At 67.4% G+C, this 15,624-nt stretch carries 14 protein-coding genes; all 14 read left to right on the top strand.

Annotation, left to right across the window (positions count from 1 at the left end):
- Nucleotides 1-13 precede the first annotated feature (13 nt).
- From FJ694_RS02550 to FJ694_RS02485, 14 genes are read left to right on the top strand one after another with little or no spacing between them, the layout of a single operon-like run.
- A complete protein-coding gene (locus FJ694_RS02550; RefSeq protein ID WP_232539867.1) occupies nt 14-1,369 on the top strand; it encodes a DUF1329 domain-containing protein in 1,356 nt (451 codons plus the stop codon).
- Between the two features lie 22 nt (nt 1,370-1,391).
- Nucleotides 1,392-2,468: a WD40/YVTN/BNR-like repeat-containing protein gene (locus tag FJ694_RS02545; RefSeq protein ID WP_157264076.1), complete on the top strand. Its 1,077-nt coding sequence runs from the start codon at nt 1,392-1,394 to the stop codon at nt 2,466-2,468.
- Between the two features lie 5 nt (nt 2,469-2,473).
- Nucleotides 2,474-4,900 carry an efflux RND transporter permease subunit gene (locus FJ694_RS02540; protein WP_157264075.1) on the top strand — a complete coding sequence of 809 codons (2,427 nt, stop codon included), beginning with the start codon at nt 2,474-2,476 and terminating at the stop codon, nt 4,898-4,900.
- Nucleotides 4,897-5,358 carry a VOC family protein gene (locus FJ694_RS02535; RefSeq protein ID WP_232539866.1) on the top strand — a complete coding sequence of 154 codons (462 nt, stop codon included), beginning with the start codon at nt 4,897-4,899 and terminating at the stop codon, nt 5,356-5,358. Before FJ694_RS02540 ends, FJ694_RS02535 begins: the two co-directional genes overlap by 4 nt.
- 50 nt (nt 5,359-5,408) lie before the next feature.
- Nucleotides 5,409-6,695: a histidinol dehydrogenase gene (gene hisD / locus FJ694_RS02530; RefSeq protein WP_157264074.1), complete on the top strand. Its 1,287-nt coding sequence runs from the start codon at nt 5,409-5,411 to the stop codon at nt 6,693-6,695.
- An 18-nt stretch (nt 6,696-6,713) separates the two neighbouring features.
- Complete coding sequence (locus tag FJ694_RS02525) at nt 6,714-7,478, top strand: SDR family NAD(P)-dependent oxidoreductase (RefSeq protein ID WP_157264073.1); 765 nt, start codon at nt 6,714-6,716, stop codon at nt 7,476-7,478.
- A 29-nt stretch (nt 7,479-7,507) separates the two neighbouring features.
- Nucleotides 7,508-8,497, top strand: a complete 990-nt coding sequence (locus FJ694_RS02520; protein ID WP_157264072.1) for a fumarylacetoacetate hydrolase family protein — start codon at nt 7,508-7,510, stop codon at nt 8,495-8,497.
- Nucleotides 8,498-8,501: 4 nt separating this feature from the next.
- On the top strand, nt 8,502-10,355 hold the full coding sequence (locus tag FJ694_RS02515) for a phytoene desaturase family protein (RefSeq protein ID WP_157264071.1): 1,854 nt from the start codon (nt 8,502-8,504) through the stop codon (nt 10,353-10,355).
- The gene (locus tag FJ694_RS02510; protein WP_157264070.1) at nt 10,352-10,771 is read left to right on the top strand and encodes a nuclear transport factor 2 family protein; all 420 of its coding nucleotides are present in this window, start codon (nt 10,352-10,354) and stop codon (nt 10,769-10,771) included. Before FJ694_RS02515 ends, FJ694_RS02510 begins: the two co-directional genes overlap by 4 nt.
- 31 nt (nt 10,772-10,802) lie before the next feature.
- On the top strand, nt 10,803-11,747 hold the full coding sequence (locus FJ694_RS02505) for an NAD-dependent epimerase/dehydratase family protein (protein WP_157264069.1): 945 nt from the start codon (nt 10,803-10,805) through the stop codon (nt 11,745-11,747).
- A 27-nt stretch (nt 11,748-11,774) separates the two neighbouring features.
- Complete coding sequence (locus FJ694_RS02500) at nt 11,775-12,710, top strand: VOC family protein (protein ID WP_157264068.1); 936 nt, start codon at nt 11,775-11,777, stop codon at nt 12,708-12,710.
- The gene (locus tag FJ694_RS02495) at nt 12,710-13,096 is read left to right on the top strand and encodes a Rieske (2Fe-2S) protein (RefSeq protein WP_157264067.1); all 387 of its coding nucleotides are present in this window, start codon (nt 12,710-12,712) and stop codon (nt 13,094-13,096) included. The genes FJ694_RS02500 and FJ694_RS02495 overlap by 1 nt, the downstream gene beginning before the upstream one ends.
- 19 nt (nt 13,097-13,115) lie before the next feature.
- On the top strand, nt 13,116-14,279 hold the full coding sequence (locus tag FJ694_RS02490) for an alpha/beta hydrolase family protein (RefSeq protein ID WP_157264066.1): 1,164 nt from the start codon (nt 13,116-13,118) through the stop codon (nt 14,277-14,279).
- Between the two features lie 55 nt (nt 14,280-14,334).
- Nucleotides 14,335-15,468: an FAD-dependent oxidoreductase gene (locus FJ694_RS02485; RefSeq protein WP_157264065.1), complete on the top strand. Its 1,134-nt coding sequence runs from the start codon at nt 14,335-14,337 to the stop codon at nt 15,466-15,468.
- Nucleotides 15,469-15,624 lie beyond the last annotated feature (156 nt).

Below are 15,624 nucleotides of genomic sequence, written 5' to 3'. Positions count from 1 at the left end.
ACTGGAGACAAGCATGTTCAACATGAAGTTGCTGCCCCTGGCCGCCGCGCTGGTGGCTGCCGCCGCCACGCCTGCAGTGCTGGCCGCCGTCAGTGCGGAGGAAGCCGCCAAGCTCAAGACCGAGCTCACCCCACTTGGCGCCGAGAAGGCCGGCAACAAGGACGGCTCAATCCCGGCCTGGACGGGCGGCTACACCACGCCCATCCCGGGCTTCAAGAACGGTGGCAAGCGTCCTGATCCCTTCGCGGCCGACAAGGTGACCTATCAGGTCACGGCCAAGAACATGGACCAGTACGCCGACAAGCTCACCGAGGGCACCAAGGCGATGCTCAAGAAGTACCCGGATACCTTCCACCTGGACGTGTATCCCACGCGCCGCACCGCTGCGGCGCCGCAATGGGTGTACGACAACACCGCGCGCAACGCGGTGAAGGCCGAGCTCAAGGACCTGATCCCGGTCAACGCCTACGGCGGTATCCCGTTCCCTATCCCGAAAAACGGGGCCGAGGCCATCTGGAACCACACGCTGCGCTGGCGCGGTGAGGCCTGGCACGTGGCCGTCAAGGGCGTCCAGACGACGGGTGACGGCAAGCACGTGGTCACGGCCATCGCCTCGGGCGACTTCCAGATGCCGTACTACTTCAAGGACGGCAGCCCCGAGAAGTTCGACGGCCAGTACTGGTCCATCCGCCTCATCAATTCCGGGCCGCCGCTGCGCGCTGGCGAGGGCGTGGTGGGCCGGCAGAACGTCGATGGCGACAAGACGCAGGTGTGGACCTACATCACCGGCCAGCGCCGCGTGCGCAAGGTGCCCAACGCCTGCTGCGACACGCCGACACCGGCGAGTTCGGGCATCTCCATGTTCGACCAGACCGACGTCTTCGACGGCCGCCTGGACCGCTTCGACTGGAAGATCGTCGGCAAGAAGGAAATGCTCATTCCCTACAACGGCAACAAGCTGCTGACCACCAGTGAGGCCGATGCCCTGATGGCGCACCATATCAACCCCGCTGCCATGCGCTGGGAATTGCACCGGGTGTGGGAGATCGAGGCCACCGTTGCGCAGGGCAAGCGCCACCAGGCACCCAAGCGCCGTTACTACCTCGACGAGGACACCTGGACTGCCGTGCTGGCTGACCACTGGGATGCCAAGGGGCAGCTGTGGCAGGTGGGCTTCGCCAATCCGATCGTGATGCCGGACCTGCCGGCCACCACTTCGCCGCAGATGTTCGGCTTCTATGACCTGATCTCCGGCGCCTGGTACTTCGACTCCGCGCTCAACGACGCGGCTGAGCAGTACAAGATCGTTCCCCGCTACGCCGACGGCACCTTCACGCCCGAGGCGCTGATGGGCGAATCGGTCCGTTGAGCAGGCAACGGAGATCGATGGCATGAAGGAATCGACCAAAGCTAGGCGCCGGATGGTGGCGATGGCGGCGCAGGCCGCAGCGCTGCTGGCGCTGGCCAGCACGGCGGCTGTTGCAGCGTTGCCAGCGCCGCTGGAGCGTCCGGCACAAGCGTTGCGCCAGCCCGGGCGCGGCGTCACATTGGGGCTGGCGCAGGCCGGCAGCCGCATCGTGGCCGTGGGCGAGCATGGCGCAGTGCTGCTGTCGGACGACGCGGGCCGCCGCTGGCGCCAGGCTGCGGTCGTTCCAGTGGGCGTCACGCTCACGGCCGTGCAGTTCGTGAACGATCGCCTGGGTTGGGCCATCGGCCACCAGGGGGTGGTCCTGCGCACGACCGACGGCGGCGAGCACTGGACTCGGCAGCTCGACGGCGTGCAGGTGGCGCAACTGCTGCTGCAAGACGCCCAGACCCAGGGCGGCACCAAGGCCGTGGCCGACGCGCAGCGTGCGGTGGAGGAAGGCGCCGACAAGCCGTTGCTGGCGCTGCACTTCAGCAACGAGCGCGAAGGTCTGGTTGCCGGCGCGTTCGGTACGCTGCTGGCCACCCGGGACGGCGGCGCGACTTGGCACTCCCTGACGTCGCGGCTGGACAACCCCCGTGGTGCCCACCTCTATGCCATCGATCGTGCCGGCGACGACGTGCTGCTCGTTGGCGAGCAGGGCCTGGTGCTGCACTCCGTCGATGGCGCCCAGCGCTTCGAGCGCATCACCACGCCCTACGGCGGCAGCTTCTTCGGCGTGGGCCGCGACGCGCAGGGCGCGTGGTTGGTGGCCGGGCTGCGCGGCAATGTGCTGCGCAGCAGCGACAGCGGCCACAGCTGGAGCGCACTGCAAGCACCCGCGCCGGTGAGCGTGACGGCGCTCTCCCGCGACGCGCAGGGCGGACTGTGGCTGGCCAACCAGGCCGGCCAGCTTTTGCGGCCCGACGCTGCAGCGCCGCGGCTCAAGGCCGTGGCTGACACGGCGGCGCAGCAGCCTGCCTCGCTGCTGCTGCTGGCCGACGGCACGGTGCTGCTGGCCGGCTGGAGCGGCATCACCCGCGTCGAATCTCCTTCCCGCTGATTCTCATGAAACCGCCCATTCCTCTTGATGTCAGCGAGCAGACGATGACCTTCGACCGCCGGTCGGGATCCATTGTCGAGCGCGCCCTGTTCAACCACCGGCTGCTGGTGCTGGCGCTGTGTGCGCTCGTGACCCTGGTGCTGGGCTGGCAGGCCACGCGGCTGCAGCTCAACGCCAGCTACGAAAAGACCATTCCCACCAGCCATCCCTACATCGCCAATTGGCTGGCGCACCAGGGCGACCTCAAGGGCCTGGGCAACGCCGTGCGCGTGGCCGTGGCCAACCCCAAGGGCGACATCTACGACGCCGACTACCTCGAGACACTCAAGCAGCTCAACGACCGCGTCTTCCTCATTCCCGGCGTGGACCGCGCCGCGATGAAGTCGCTGTGGACGCCCAACGTGCGCTGGACGGGTGTCACCGAAGAGGGCCTGGAAGGCGGTCCCGTCATTCCGGACGACTACGACGGCCAGGCAAGCAGCCTGCAGCAGTTGCGCACCAACGTGCAGCGTTCCGGCGAGATCGGCCAGATCGTGGCACTCGACGGGCGCTCCAGCGTAATCTTCGTGCCGTTGCTTGCCCGTGACGCACAGGGTCAGTCGCTGGACTACGTCGCGCTGTCGAATGCGCTGGAGTCGCTGCGCACGGAGTTCGAGGGCAAGGGCGTCGAGATCCACATCACCGGGTTTGCCAAGATCGTGGGTGACCTCATCGGCGGCCTGCGCCAGGTGCTTGTGTTCTTTGCCGTGGCCATCGCCATTGCGGCGGCCATGGTGTTGGCCTACACGCACTGCGTGCGCTCCACGGCCCTGGTGGTGCTGAGCTCGCTCATTGCGGTGGTGTGGCAACTGGGGCTGTTGCCCACGCTGGGCTACGCGCTGGATCCGTATTCGATGCTCGTTCCGTTCCTGGTGTTCGCCATCGGCATGAGCCACGGTGCGCAGAAGATGAACGGGATCATGCAGGACATCGGTCGCGGCGTGCCGAAGTGGATCGCCGCACGCTACACGTTCCGCCGCCTCTTCCTGGCGGGCCTCACCGCGCTGGTGGCCGATGCCGTGGGCTTTGCGGTGCTGCTGGCCATCGATATCCGTGTGATCCAGGAACTCGCCATCGCCGCTTCCATCGGTGTGGCGGCGCTGATCTTCACCAACCTGATCGTGCTGCCGATCCTGCTGTCCTACACCGGCGTGAGCGCCAAGGCGGCCCAGCGCAGCCTGCGCGGCGAGAAGGCCTTCATCCAGGCCGACGGGCACGAGAGGAGCGGGCTGTGGCACACCCTGGAGCGCTTTACCGAGCGGCGCTGGGCGCTGCCGACACTGCTGGTGGCCGCCGTGCTGGGCGTGGCCGGCTGGGCCACGAGCCGCCACCTGGCCATCGGCGACCTGGACCCCGGTGCGCCCGAGTTGCGCGCGGACTCCCGCTACAACCGTGACGTTGCCTACGTCAACGCGCACTACGGCGCCAGCAGTGACGTGTTCGCGGTGATGGTCCAGACGCCCGACGGCGGCTGCGCCAGCTATGACACGCTCATGCGCGTGGATGCGCTGGAAGCCCAGCTGCAGCAGATCCCCGGCGTCGAGTCCACCAACTCGCTGGCCCGGCTGAACCGGCTGGTGCTCTCGGGGCTCAACGAAGGGCACCCGCGCTGGTACGAGCTGATCCCCAACCAGGCCATGCTCAACATGGTCACCGGCAACGCCCCGCGCGGTCTCTACAACGACACCTGCAGCCTTCTCACGGTCACGGCGTTCCTGCAGGACCACAAGGCCGCCACGCTCACCGGCGTCGTGGATGCCGTGCGTGCGTTCGCTGCCGACAACGACAGCGACAAGGCCCGGTTCCTGCTGGCTGCCGGCAGCGCCGGGGTCGAGGCCGCCACCAACATCGTGGTGCGCGACGCCTGGCAGCGCATGCTGCTGCTGGTCTATGCCGCTGTGGTGGCGCTGGCCTTCATCACCTTCCGCTCCTGGCGTGCGGTGGTGGTGGCGGTGCTGCCCCTGGTGCTGACCTCCGTACTCGCCGAGGCGCTGATGGTCGCGCTGGGCATGGGCGTGAAAGTCGCGACGCTGCCCGTCATCGCGCTGGGCGTGGGCATCGGCGTGGACTACGCGCTCTACATCCTGAGCGTGATGCTGGGCGAACTGCGCCGCGGCGCGACGCTGTCCGAGTCCTATCGCGTTGCGCTGCACTTCACCGGTCGCGTCGTGCTGCTCACCGGCCTGACGCTGTCCGTGGGCGTCGTGACCTGGGTGGCCTCGCCCATCAAGTTCCAGGCCGACATGGGTCTGCTGCTGGGCTTCATGTTCCTGTGGAACATGCTCGGCGCTCTGCTGCTGCTGCCGGCGCTGTCGCACTGGCTGCTGCGTCCGCTGGTGCAGCCCGAGGCCCGCGCCGCTTCCGCTGTCCCGGCTGTGCCGGCATCGGCTTGAACCGCAACATCAACGTCATGACTGAATCTCTGACCTGTGCCGTCGGTCCGTTGCGCCCTCACCATTTTGGGGTGAGCGTGCCGAACCTCGATGCGGCGCTTGCCTGGTACGAACGCATGCTTGGCTTCTGCGTCGAGCAGCGTCTCTTCATCGAAAAGATTCCGGCTCGTGTCGCGTTCGCGCGCCGGGGCGACTTTCGAATTGAGTTCTTCGAGGTCGAGGGTGCATCGCCGCTGCCAAGCGACCGGCGTACTCCCAACCAGGACGTTCGCACCCATGGCAACAAGCACCTGTGCTTCGAGGTCCCCGACGTTCCTGCCGCCGTGGCCGCACTGCGTGCGGCTGGAGCCGACATTGCCTTCGAGGCCCGCATCGACGGCAATCCCACGGCCTTCGTGCGCGACTGCGCCGGCAACCTCATCGAGTTTCTCCAGCCCTTCGAGTCCCGCGCCGCCTGACGACGGCAGATCCTGACTTTTCTTTCAACGACCCACACCAGGAGCAACCCATGGCTATCCAGTACATCAAGCAAGGCAAGCCCGCCGAGGTCAAGGCCGACCTTAACGCACAGGTGCGCAGCACCGTCGAGGGCATCCTCAAGGACATCGAGACCCGCGGCGACGCGGCGGTGCGCGAGTACAGCGCCAAGTTCGACAAGTGGTCTCCCGAGTCGTTCCGCCTGAGCCAGGCCGAAATCGAGGCCTGCATCGCCGAGGTTTCGCCCAAGGCACTGGAGGACATCAAGTTCGCGCAGACGCAGATCCGCCGCTTCGCGCAAGTGCAGCGCGACTCCATGAAGGACGTGGAAGTCGAGACGCTGCCCGGCGTGGTACTGGGTCACCGCAACATCCCGGTGAACTCGGTGGGCTGCTACATCCCCGGCGGCAAGTACCCGCTCATCGCCTCCGCGCACATGAGCGTGCTCACTGCCAAGGTCGCCGGCGTGCCCCGCGTCATCGCCTGCGCCCCGCCGTTCGAGGGCCGTCCCTGCCCGGAAATCGTGGCTGCGATGCACCTGGCCGGCGCCGACGAGATCTACTGCCTCGGCGGCGTGCAGGCCGTGGCCGCCATGGCCATCGGTACCGAGTCGATCACGGGTGTGGACATGATCGTCGGCCCGGGCAACGCCTACGTGGCCGAGGCCAAGCGCCAGCTCTTCGGCCGAGTGGGCATCGACCTCTTCGCAGGCCCCACCGAGACGATGGTGATCTGCGACGACACGGTAGATGCAGAGTTGGTGGCGGTGGACCTGATGGGTCAGGCCGAGCACGGCCCGACGTCGCCGGCCTACTGCATCACCTCCAGCAAAAAGATTGCTGAGGAACTGCCCGCGGCCATCGACAAGGTGCTCGCCCGCCTGGATACGGCACCGGTGGCCAGCGTCTCCTGGCGCGACTATGGCGAGGTGATCCTGTGCGACACGCAGGAAGAGATGCTGCAGGAGGCCGAGCGCCTGTGCTCCGAGCACGTGCAGGTGATGACGAAGGATCCGGACTGGTTCCTGCAGCGCATGACCCGCTACGGCGCCCTGTTCCTGGGCCACCGTACCAACGTCAGCTACGGCGACAAGGTCATCGGCACCAACCACACCCTGCCGACGCAAGGCGCGGGCCGCTACACGGGCGGCCTGTGGGTCGGCAAGTTCATCAAGACCCACACCTACCAGCGCGTGCTCACCGATGACGCAAGCGTCATGGTGGGCGAGTACTGCTCGCGGCTGTGTGGTTACGAGCACATGAGCGGCCATAAGGAACAGGCCGACATCCGGGTGCGCCGCCTGAAGTCGGCAGCCTGATACGAGAGGAAGCGGACCATGGCAAACCTGAACGGACACGTGGCGGTGGTCACCGGCGGCGCCGGTGGCATCGGCGAGGCCATCTGCATGGCCTTGGCCCAGGCCGGCTGCACGGTGGTGGTGGGCTACAACAGCTCCAGGGACGGAGCTGAGGCGCTGGTCAAGCGCCTGGCGCCCAACCCCGTGCCGCACGTCGCCCTGCGCGCCCCGGTCACGGACAGCGCCGCCATGGCTTCGCTGGCTCGCGAAGTGCAGCAGCGCTTCGGCTCCTGCGATGTCTTGGTCAACTGTGCCGGCACGACGCGCTTCGTGCCGCATGATGACCTCGATGCCCTGGACGATGCGCTCATCGACCAGATCCTGGCCACCAACGTGCGAGGTCCCTTTGCCGCAGTCCGAGCACTGCGGGCGCTGCTCCAGGCGCCGCGCGCGCCGGGCAAGACGGCGCTGGTGGTCAACATCTCCTCCATCGCTGCCGTGACGGCCATGGGCAGCAACGTCATGTACTGCGCGTCCAAGGCGGCGGTGGACAACATGACCAAATCGCTCGCTCGCGCGCTGGCACCTAGCGTCCGTGTGCTCTCGGTCTCGCCGGGCCTGGCCGACACGGAGTTCGTCAAGAGCATGGACCCCCTCTGGCGCGACGAACAGGCCGCGCGCACGCCGCTCAGGCGCCTTGCCATGCCCGAGGAGGTTGCCGCCGCGGTCGTGGCCGCGGCCACGCACCTGACTTTCACCACCGGAACGGTGATTCCGGTGGACGGCGGCCGCCCGCTGGCCTGACCGCCATAACGACACCGGAGACGATATTCATGAAGCTCGCTACTTACAAGGACGGCAGCCGCGACGGTCGCCTGGTGGTCGTCTCGCGCGATCTCGCCCGCGCCGTCGACGCCGGCGCATCGGCGGCCACCATGCAGTTCGCCATCGAGCACTGGCATCGGGTCGAGCCCGAGCTGCGCGCGCTCTACGACGCGCTAAACGAGGACCGCGCGCCCGGGGCCTTCGACTTCGACGCAGCGCGCTGCATGGCGCCGCTGCCGCGCACGTACCAGTTCGTCGATGCCTCGGCCTTTCTGAACCATGGCCACATCATGGAGCAGGCCTACAACTTGAGCGTGAAGAAGACGCCGGGCATACCGATCCTGGTACAGCGCCAGAGCGACGACTTTGCCGGCCCCTGCGACGACTATCCATTCCCCACCGAAGACGACAACGGCGACTTCGAAGGCGAGTACGCCGTCATCGTCGGTGACATCGCGATGGGCAGCAGCCCGGCGCAGTGCGAGGCGGCCATCCGCCTGGTCACGATCCTCAACGACGTGAGCATGCGCACGCACCTCTTTCGCGAACTGCAGATGGGTTTTGGCCTCATCAACGCCAAGCCCGCTACCGCCTTCGCGCCCGTGGCAGTCACCCCCGACGAGCTCGGCAGCGCTTGGTCCGATGGCCGTGTTCACCTGGACATGCGCGTGCAGCGCAACGGCGAGTGGTTCGGCAACCCCAACGGCCGCGAGATGGACTGGAGCTTCGGCGAGCTGCTGGCGCACCTGGCCTACAACCGCAACCTGCGTGCCGGCGCGATCCTGGGCTCGGGCACCGTCTCCAACCGAGGCCATCGCGAGGTCGGCTCCGCCTGCCTCGCCGAGCGCCGCGCGGTCGAGAAGATCGACACGGGCGACTCCAGCACGCCTTTCCTGCGTTTCGGCGACCGGCTGCGCTTCGAGGTGATCGATGCGCAAGGCCAGTCCGTCTTCGGAGCGGTGGACCACCGCTTCGTTCCCGTTTCCGAGAAGAACTGAAGTCATGAGCTACGACATCGTCGCAATGGGCGCAGGCCATAACGGCCTGACCGCCGCCGCTTACCTTGCCAAGGCCGGCAAGAAGGTCCTGGTCCTCGAGCGCAAGTCCTACCCCGGAGGTGGCGTGTCCACGCGCCAGCTCAACACGCCCGGCTACTGGCACGACGAGCACTCCAGCGTGCACATCATGATCCAGGGCAACCCGATGCTGCGCCAGGACGAGCTCGGACTGCTGAGCCAGCACGGGCTCAAGTATCACTACTCGCCGGTCCCGCACGCGACGATCTTTCCGGACCAGTCGGTGCTCTACACCTACAAGGATCTCGACAAGACCTGCGAGTGCTTTGCCAAGGTCTCGCCCAAGGATGCTGAAACCTACCGCGATTTCGTGAAGGTAAGCCAGCAGGTACTGCAGATGTTCATGCCGGGGCTCTACGCGCCGCCGCCGCCCCTGGGCGAGCTCGTCGCCATGCTGGACCGCAGCGAGGAAGGCCGGCTGATGCTGGACTACATGAACCGCGACTGCCTGGACCTGGTCAACCAGCTCTACGAGAGCGACAAGATCAAGATCCACCTGCTGCGGCTGGTGAGCGAGAACCTGCAATGCCCCAACGAGCTGGGCACGGGCATGGGCGTGCTGCTGATGCCCGGCATCATCCACACCTATGGCGTGTCGCAGCCCATCGGCGGTAGCGGCAAGCTCACAGAGGCGCTGGTGCGCTGCATCGAGTCCCACGGTGGTGAAGTGCGCTGCAGCGCCGAGGTCTCGAAGATCCTCACCCGGGACGGTCGCGCGATCGGTGTGCGCATGGCCGACGGCGAAGAGATCATCGCCAAGGACGCGGTCATCGGCGCCATCCATCCCCATGTCGTGCGCAAGTTCGTGGACGGCGTGCCCGAGCCGGTCCTCAAGCGCGCGGAGCGGGCCACCCTGGCCCCGTTCTCCATCATGGTCAGCCATTACGACCTCAAGGAGAACTGCAAGTTCTACGCGGGCGAGGAGGTTGGCTACGCCACGATGCTGGAGTTCATGGCCACGGACCGTCTGGACGACATGGTGGCCGACTTCGACGATCTCAAGCGCGGCCTGATCACGGAACGCCGGCTTTGCGCTGGGGGCGACGAGAGCATCGGCGACAAGACGCGCGTGCCGGCCGGTGCAGGCATGTTCCATGGCATCACGTTCGCGCCCTACAAGGTCACCGACCCGCGCTGGAAGGACCGGCACTGGGACGAGTTCAAGGAAGAGATCGGCGACCTGTCGCTGGCTCACTACCGCAGGTTCATCAGCAACCTCACGAGCGACAACATCATCGCGCGCACGATCGTGAGCCCGGTGGACCTGGAGCGCTCCAGCCCCAACAGCATGATGCGCGGCGACCTGCACGGGGTGGCGCCGTACTTCTACCAGAGTGCCGGGCACCGTCCCACGCCGGACCTGGGCCAGTTCACCGTGCCGGGCGTGGAGCGGCTGTACCTGGCGGGCCCGTCCCAGCATCCGGGCGGTGGCGTCTACGGTGCCGGCCGGGCCACGGCGATGAAAATGTTCGAGCAGCTCGGCATGGACTTCTCGTCGGTGGCAGCCGGAGCACGCCAGGACACCGGTGTGCCGGCAACCATTGCCGCAGCGCGCAAGGAAGGGCTGGTGCTGCGCGGTCCGGCCAACGAAGAGCTGATGCACGTCGAGTCGCTGGAGCGCCAGGGCACCGAGCTCGTCATCAAGGGCAAGAGCTTCGGCACCATGCCGATGGAGGCGCGCCTCGATGCGGCATCCGCCCGGGCGGGCTTGAAGATGCTGGGTGTCTCCAAGCTGGCGTTCCTGGCCTCGCTCCCGTTCCGCAAGGGAGGCGACGCATGAGGCGCGAGCAGTTCGACGATTACGTCCGCCGCTTCAATGCCCGCGACACCAGCGCCTTCGACGACTACCTGGCCCATGACGTGCGCGTGCAAAACGGCGGCCTGCACTACGAAGGCGTGCAGGCCATGAAGGACCACTACGGCCGGATCTGGTCGTCGATGAAGGAGACGCTCACCGTCAAGCGCTTCGTCGCGGACGAGGAAACGGCGGCGGTGGAGCTGCACACCCATTTCGAGGTCGAGCGCGACGATCCGGCGTCCGTCTTCGGGCCGGTGCTGGCGGGCGAGACCTTCGACTACACCGGCATCGTGATGTACCGCATCCGCGACCTGCGCTTCGCCGACATCCGCGTGTCGTACCTGGGCTTCGAGCGCACCCTCGACGGCGTACGCCGGTCGATGGGAATTCCGCACTGAGCAAGCGCCACAGACCACACAAGGATTTTCGATGACTCACGTTGTAGTGACGGGCGCCGAAGGCTTCGTCGGCCGGGCGCTGGTACAGCGCCTGCTGGCTCAAGGGCTGGCAGGCCAGCCGCTGTCGCGGCTGACGCTGCTGGACCTGGGCTTTGCCGGTCCGCATGCCGACTCCCGCGTGGTGCAGCTGCCCGGCAGCATCGCCGACGCCGCAGTGCGCCGCGAGGCGTATGCGGTGCCGGTGGACGCGGTGTTCCACCTGGCCAGCATTCCTGGCGGCGCGGCGGAGAAGGATTACGCCCTGGGGCGCAGCATCAACCTTGATGCCACGCTTGGGCTGCTGGAAGACCTGCGCGGGCAGCCCGTGCCGCCGCGCTTCGTGTTCGCCAGCACCGTGGCCGTGTACGGCGAGAAGCTGCCTGCGGTCGTGGACGAGGCCACGTTGCCGGCGCCGGGCCTGACGTACGGCGCCCACAAGCTCGCCGGGGAGTACCTGGTGGCCGATGCATCCCGCCTGGGCTGGGTGCAAGGCTGCTCGCTTCGCCTGCCCGGCGTGGTGGCGCGCCCGGGCGAGGGCACGGGAATGCTGTCGGCGTTCATGAGCCTGCTGTTCTGGCGGCTGGCCGCGGGCCACCCGCTGACGGTGCCCGTGTCGCGCGACGGCGTGGCATGGTGGATTTCGGTCGGCCGCTGCGTGGACAACCTGCTGCACGCCGCCACGGTCGATCCGGCGCGATTCACCGCGCGTCGCAGCTACCAGATGCCGGTGCTGCGGCTGACAGTGGGCGAGGTGGTGGACGCCCTGGCCGCACGCTTCGGCGCTGACCGCCAGGCGCTCGTCACCTACGCGCCCGACCCCTTCATCGAGCGCCTGTTCGCCAACTATCCGCCGCTGGCAACGCCGCAGGCGCTGGAGTTGGGCCTGCAGCACGACGGCAGCGTTGACGATCTTGTCGTGCGGGCTCTCGCCTGCTGAACACCTTTCATTGACTGGAGACGATTCATGAACATTCTCGGCCTGGAGCAACTGGTCTTCGCCGTCACCGACATGGCGGGGGCACGCCAGTACCTGCTGGACTATGGGCTCGACGAGGTCGAGTTCAACCCCGAGGTTGGCGGTGCATGGGCCGCGCTGGATGGCACGGGCATCGTGCTGCGCCATCCCGACGACCCGCAACTGCCGGCCAACGCGCTGCCCGCCCCGTGCCTGCGCGAGACGGTGTACGGTGTAGCGGACGACGCCACGCTGGCCGCCATCGAAGCCAACCTGCGTGCTGATCGCGAGGTGCGTGCGGATGCGGATGGCACGCTGCACTGCACGGATGACGGCGGCTTCGCGGTCGCTTTCCGTGTCAGTCGGCGTCGCCCGATCCAGGCGCGCTTCCTCGGCTTCAACGTGCCGGGCCAGCCTCCCGGGCGCGCCCCCAACGACTGCGCAGCCAATCCCGACGAGGTGATCAAGCCGCGCACCTTGTCGCACGTCGTCTACTTCGTGCCTGACGTGGCGAAGGCGGAAGCCTTCTATGCGCGGCTGGGCTTCGTCGTGACGGATCGCTTCAAGCACCTGGGGCCCTTCATGCGGCCCGCGGGCATGCAGGAGCACCACACGCTCTTCATGATCGAGAGCGCCAACGATCACATGGTGGGTTGCAACCACTTCACCTTCCACTTGGGGTCGGCCGCCGAGGTGTTGCAGCACGGCTGGAGGTTCGTGGCCAAGGGCTACAAGAGCTTCTGGGGCCCGGGGCGCCACATCATGGGCAGCAACTTCTTCTGGTACTTCAACAGCCCCTTCGGCGCCGTGATGGAGATCGACGCCGACATGGATCTGCATGACGAGCAGTGGATCGCGCGCGAGATGGAACCGGGTGCCGACAACTCGCAGATCTTCCTGTTCGAGGCCCGCCCGAAGTGGGCGCCGGGCGGCGAGTCGGAGTGATGTCCGCGGCCGAAGCTGCCACGCAGGTGCAGCAGGTCCTGTGCCGCCTGGACGAGATTCCTGACGGGGGCTCGCGCGGGCTGCTGCGCCAGGGGCTCGATGACCGGGTGTTCGTGGTTCGCCAGGGCGGAGAAGTGTTTGCCTGGCTCAACGACTGCCCGCACCAGCATCGCCCGCTGGAGTACCGGCAGGACCGGTTCCTCTCCGGCGACGGAAGCCGCATCGTGTGCTATGCGCACGGCGCGCACTTCGACATCCGCAGCGGCCACTGCTTCGCCGGTCCCTGTGAAGGTGAGCACCTCGTGCGGGTGCCGACGCAGGTCAAGGACGGCGTGGTGTGGCTGCTGAGCGACGTGCCCGCCGCCGGCGGCCGCGAACGAATCTGATGAAACAACGGGAGTTGTGATGTTCCAGTACTTTCCCACCAACTACGTGTGGAGCCTGTCCACCATGATCGCGCTGACGCACGGTGGCGTCATCGGCGAGGTGGACGCGATGTGCGCGCCGCTGCGCGACGCGGCGACGGCCGGGGACGATCCCGGCACGCTGGCCTTCTACGAGGCCTGGAAAGGCGGCGGCGACAAGCTCGTCGAGCTGGCCGAAGAAGACCGTCTGCGCGGTCACCATCTCTCGGCTGGCGAGAAATACGCCCGTGCGGCGCTGTACTACGGCATTGCCGAGCGCATGCAGGCTCACGGGTTCGAGCACCGTCTGGCGCTGTACAAGCGCTCGCTGGAGCTGTTCGCGCTGGGCCGGCAATACGGACGTGAGAACTGCGAGCGGGTGGAGATTCCCTATGGCGAGCAACACCTCGCCGGTCTGTTGGTGCGCGCCGAAGGACTGGCGCCGGGACAGCGCGCGCCGATCGTGCTGGTGATGAACGGTCTGGACTCCACCAAGGAGATGCTCCAGAAGAGCGTGATGGGCACGATGTTTGCGCGCCGGGGCCTGTCGGCGCTGTTCATCGACCAGCCCGGCACGGGTGAGGCGCTGCGCCTGCACGGGATGCCCGCGGTGTACGACACGGAGCGCTGGGCATCGAAGATCGTGGACTGGCTGCAGCGGCGCGAGGACGTCGATCCGCAGCGCATTGGCGCGCTGGGTGTTTCGCTGGGCGGCTACTACTGCCCGCGCGCGGTGGCCTTCGAGCCCCGCTTCGCCTGCGGCGCCGTCTGGGGTGCCAACCATGACTGGCGCGAGGTGCAGCAGGCGCGCCTCAAGCGCGAGGGCGAGAACCCGGTGCCCCACTATTGGAAGCACGTGCAGTGGGTGTTCGGTGCCAAGGACATGGACGAGTTCCTGGCCAAGGCCGAGCACATGCACCTCGACGGGGTGCTGGACCGCATCACTGTGCCGTTCCTGGTGACCCACGGCGAGAACGACCGCCAGATCCCGCTGAAGTACGCGCAGCGTACCTTCGAGCAGCTCACCCGCTGCCCCAAGAAGGATCTTTTCGTCTTCACCGAGCGCGAGGGCGGCGTGGAGCACAGCTCGCTGGACAACCCCTACAACGCCGGCAACCGCATTGCCGACTGGCTTGCCACCCAACTCGGCGGCTCGCTGGCCTAGGCGCCCCGCATCACATGAACAACCGGGGCCGCTGGCCCCTAGGGAGACACGTCACATGGCACTCGTCAACAAGGTACTGATCGTCGGCGGCGGCGTCGGCGGCATGTGCGCAGCGATCCAGCTGCGCAAGCAAGGCGTCGAAGTCGACCTCGTGGAGGTCAATCCCCACTGGGCGCCCGATGGCGCTGGCATCACGATCAGCGGTCCGTCGCTGCGTGCGCTGCGTGAAGTCGGTGTGGTGCAGGAGGTTCTGCGCCGCGGCGGGCACTGGACCCACATCGACATCTGCCAGGCCGACGGCACGGTCATGAAGACCGTGGAGATGGACCATGCCGTTGGCGCTGAGGACCTGCCACCGGCCGGCGGCATCATGCGCCCGGTGCTGGCCGACATCCTGGGCCGTGCCACGCAGGAGGCGGGCGCCCGTGTGAGGCTGGGCGTGAGCTTCAGCAGCATCGAGCAGGACGCCGAAGGCGTCGAAGTGGCATTCACCGACGGCAGCCACGGGCGCTATGACCTGGTCATTGGCGCGGACGGCGTGAACTCCCAGGTGCGCAAGCTCGTGCTGCCCGACTTTCCCGGTCCGAAGTTCAGCGGGCAGGGCTCGTGGCGCGCGGTGGTGCCGCGCATGCGGCGCAACTCGACCATCTTCATGGGCGAGACCACCAAGGCCGGTCTCAACCCGGTGAGCGAGACCGAGTGCTACCTGTTCGTGCTGGACCGGCGCGAGGGCATGGACTTCATCCCGCCGCAGCAGTGGCCGGCCATGCTGGCCGAGCTGATCGGCGAGTTCGGCGGCCAACTGGCGGAGATCCGGCGCACGCTGCTCGAAGGCGACGCCAGCGGGCTGAAGATCCTGTACCGGCCGCTGGCCGGGCACATGATCGGGGTGCCGTGGCATCGGGGCCGCATCGTGCTGCTGGGCGACACGGTGCACGCCACCACGCCGCACCTGGCCTCGGGTGCCGGCATCGCCATCGAAGGCGCATTGGTGCTGGCTGAAGAACTGGGCCGGCGCCACTCGCTCGAAGGGGCGCTGGTGGCCTACGCCGGGCGCCATTACGACCGAGCGAGGCTGGTCGTCAGTGCCTCTGGCCGCATGGGAGAGATCGAGGCGCAAGGCGGTTCCCGCGAGGAACACCAGCGCGTGATGATGCACGCCATGCAGGCGTTGCGCGCGCCGATCTGAACCGGTCTTCCACGGGCCGTGCCGCGCGGCGCGGCCTGTCACACGCGGGTTGCCAGCCTTCGCGATACGCCGTGGCCTTGCACTGACACGGCCCGGTCGCGCGAGCCGGGTTGCCGGCACCTGCAATTCAATTTCTGCACGGGAAATCTGTCCATG

The organism is Azohydromonas aeria, assembly GCF_009760915.1.
Lineage (GTDB): Bacteria > Pseudomonadota > Gammaproteobacteria > Burkholderiales > Burkholderiaceae_C > Azohydromonas > Azohydromonas aeria.
Note: the sequence above shows the minus strand (reverse complement) of the source record. Positions and strands in the feature narration are given on the sequence as shown.

What these genes read in the sequence shown, in the direction of transcription:
- FJ694_RS02550 (WP_232539867.1), top strand. Translation starts at nt 14, where the DNA reads ATGTTCAACATGAAGTTGCTGCCCCTGGCCGCCGCGCTGGTGGCTGCC.
- FJ694_RS02545 (WP_157264076.1), top strand. Translation starts at nt 1,392, where the DNA reads ATGAAGGAATCGACCAAAGCTAGGCGCCGGATGGTGGCGATGGCGGCG.
- FJ694_RS02540 (WP_157264075.1), top strand. Translation starts at nt 2,474, where the DNA reads ATGAAACCGCCCATTCCTCTTGATGTCAGCGAGCAGACGATGACCTTC.
- hisD (WP_157264074.1), top strand. Translation starts at nt 5,409, where the DNA reads ATGGCTATCCAGTACATCAAGCAAGGCAAGCCCGCCGAGGTCAAGGCC.
- FJ694_RS02525 (WP_157264073.1), top strand. Translation starts at nt 6,714, where the DNA reads ATGGCAAACCTGAACGGACACGTGGCGGTGGTCACCGGCGGCGCCGGT.
- FJ694_RS02520 (WP_157264072.1), top strand. Translation starts at nt 7,508, where the DNA reads ATGAAGCTCGCTACTTACAAGGACGGCAGCCGCGACGGTCGCCTGGTG.
- FJ694_RS02515 (WP_157264071.1), top strand. Translation starts at nt 8,502, where the DNA reads ATGAGCTACGACATCGTCGCAATGGGCGCAGGCCATAACGGCCTGACC.
- FJ694_RS02510 (WP_157264070.1), top strand. Translation starts at nt 10,352, where the DNA reads ATGAGGCGCGAGCAGTTCGACGATTACGTCCGCCGCTTCAATGCCCGC.
- FJ694_RS02505 (WP_157264069.1), top strand. Translation starts at nt 10,803, where the DNA reads ATGACTCACGTTGTAGTGACGGGCGCCGAAGGCTTCGTCGGCCGGGCG.
- FJ694_RS02500 (WP_157264068.1), top strand. Translation starts at nt 11,775, where the DNA reads ATGAACATTCTCGGCCTGGAGCAACTGGTCTTCGCCGTCACCGACATG.
- FJ694_RS02495 (WP_157264067.1), top strand. Translation starts at nt 12,710, where the DNA reads ATGTCCGCGGCCGAAGCTGCCACGCAGGTGCAGCAGGTCCTGTGCCGC.
- FJ694_RS02490 (WP_157264066.1), top strand. Translation starts at nt 13,116, where the DNA reads ATGTTCCAGTACTTTCCCACCAACTACGTGTGGAGCCTGTCCACCATG.
- FJ694_RS02485 (WP_157264065.1), top strand. Translation starts at nt 14,335, where the DNA reads ATGGCACTCGTCAACAAGGTACTGATCGTCGGCGGCGGCGTCGGCGGC.